We start from the raw sequence: 2412 nt of genomic DNA, 5'->3' as shown, positions 1-2412 counted from the left end.
GGCCGAATCGTCGGTTACGCCCCGCCACAGCCTTCCCTTCCGGTTCTCCCTCAACCATAGTTGGGGATGTGTCCGGAAAATCCGGGGCACCTCACAACGAGCATGTCGGCCGGATGCTGCATGCCCTGCAGGTGGCGGTGGTCCTCACGGGCCACCGAGAGTCGCAACAGCGTGGCGATCAGCCACAATGGCGCGCGGTCTCTGGTGGCGGTGGTCCTCACGGGCCACCGAGAGTCGCAACACCGTCGAGATCGACATCGACGACGCGCCAGGCCGGAGGTGGCGGTGGTCCTCACGGGCCACCGAGAGTCGCAACGTGTCCGGTCCAGCAGATGGTGTCGCCGAACTGGGGTGGCGGTGGTCCTCACCGGCCACCAAGAGTCGCAACTTGACCTCGGCGTCCTTGAGCGCCTTCTGATAGCGGTGGCGGTGATCCTCCGGGACCGCCGAGAGTCGCAACTGGCACTTCGACTACTACATCTCCCAAGGACTGCCGTGGCGGTGGTCCTTCGGGGGCGCCGAGCATCGAACCTCTTGGGGCAGCGGAGGACGGTGATGCCATCGACCAGTGGCGATCGCCCCCACGGGCGGCCGAGCGTCGAAACCAGCTGCAGCCGTGCGTCGACCCGCCGCCGGTGGCGGTCGCCTCCACGGGCGGCCGAGAATCGCAACGGGTTGGTGACGACCAGGTACGTCACATAGTCGATGTGGCGGTGGTCCTCCGCGACCGCTGAGAGTCGCAACCAGATGCAGCAGCTCCTCGTCGGCGCCCTGGAAGCGGTGGCGGTGGCCCTTCGGGGCACCAAGAGCCGGCGTGAGGAACCAGAAGTAGGTCACTACGGAACAGCTGTCCAGGTCCACGGGCGTGGGCCGTGCTCGCCACGCAGGCAGGCCAGTCTCAGCAGCATCTCGTCATGCCGCTGGGGGTTCTCGCTGGCCACTTGGGCGGCCATGCAGGTCATGCGGAACTCGCGGATGTCCCTGAGCGTCTCGAACCCTGGCCACGCGGTGACGTCGTGCCCGTACGTCCCGACGAAGGTGTTGTAGTCGTCGGCGGTGATGCCGGCCAGTGTGAAGGCTTTCACTGCTGTGGAGGTCAGGTCCCACTCGGGCGGGCCGATCGAGCAGCGTTCCAGGTCGAGCAACACCGCTTCGCCGTCGTCAGTGGTCACCACGTTGCCGATCCATGCGTCGCCGTGCACGACCGTCTCGGGCAGGCCCCTGGGTAGCTCTTCGTAGCGCGCCTTCAACTCGGCCAGGCGGGTGCGCATCCACGTCCGGTCCGCTTCGGTGAGAGTGGTGGCACGGTTGATCCGCTCGGCGAGTCGTACGAACGGGTCCAAGCGGCCGATGTCGAAGTCGGTCGGTGGCGGGAGGTTGTGGAGGCGGCGTAGTGCGGTTGCGACTGTGAGTGCTGTGCCGGGTCGGTGGGGTGGGAGCTCTTGCCACCAGGTGAGTGCTTGACCGTTGACTTCAATGGGCTGGTCGATGTCTGGCCATGTCTGGACGGCGGGTACGTGGTTGGCTTCGAGCCAGCGTGCTACTGCTACTTCGCGGGCTGCGGCGGCGAGCTGGCCGGGGCGAGAGATGCGGGCAACGATGCCGCCGGGGAGTCGGAAGAGGGCGTTCTCGCCGAGGCGCATCAGTTCGGCGCCGGATGGGTCTAGGCCGACGCGGCGGCTCGCCATGTCGAGGACGGTCCAGGCGGCTGCCTCGGCATTGCTGGTCTGGGTCATGTCTGGACGGCCTCCCGGATGCGGTGGCGGAGCAGGGCCACTGGTGTCCGGGTCTTGTGGGGGAGGGCGAACTTGGCGAGTTCCTTCATGTCGTCCTGGGCGCGGCGGGAGCGCACGGTGCCGGCGTCGGTGACGGCTCGTCCTCCGATGGAGGCTGCCTCCTCGGGGTCTCCGGTCGCCATAGTGAGGGAGGCCAGTTTGATGCCGCTGATGGCGCGGGAGCGGACGTAGGCGGGGGTGTGGCTGGCCACAGCGTTCGCCAATCTCATGGACGCCTCGCCCAGGTACCGGTTGTTGATCGCGTCGCCCGTCGGCTTGCCGGTCGTTGTCCTGTCGATGATGACCAGGTCGAACAGGGCGTGGCCGGTGTCGCCTGAGTGCTGAGCGGCGTCGTAGTACCGCATCCAGGGCTGCTCTTCGCCCGGGCGGATGTGGTCGTACTCCGTGTCCGCCTCTGCGACGGCCTTCCACGCTTCCTGTGTCCGGCCGAGCTTGGCGAAGGCGCGCGCCTGGGCTCCGCGCAGCATGGCTCGCTCGGCCGGGGTCAGGCGGTCGGCTCGTACCATCGCGAACTCCACCAAGGTCAGCCCGTTGTCGGCGTCGCCGCACCAGATCGACTGTCGTGCCATGGAGGAGAGCACCTTGGCTCGGAGGTGCCAGTCGTTCGCCTGTTCGG

General features: G+C 67.6%; 2 protein-coding genes. Both read right to left on the bottom strand.

Annotated features, from left to right (window positions below):
* Positions 1–836: 836 nt before the first annotated feature.
* A complete protein-coding gene (locus ACWEJ6_RS54585) occupies positions 837–1736 on the bottom strand; it encodes a phosphotransferase family protein (RefSeq protein ID WP_452433661.1) in 900 nt (299 codons plus the stop codon).
* Positions 1733–2412 (bottom strand): hypothetical protein (locus ACWEJ6_RS54580; RefSeq protein ID WP_452433660.1); only part of this gene is annotated, 680 nt, incomplete at its 5' end. The genes ACWEJ6_RS54580 and ACWEJ6_RS54585, both read right to left, overlap by 4 nt.

Source organism: Nonomuraea sp. NPDC004702 (assembly GCF_053601695.1).
Note: the sequence above shows the minus strand (reverse complement) of the source record. Positions and strands in the feature narration are given on the sequence as shown.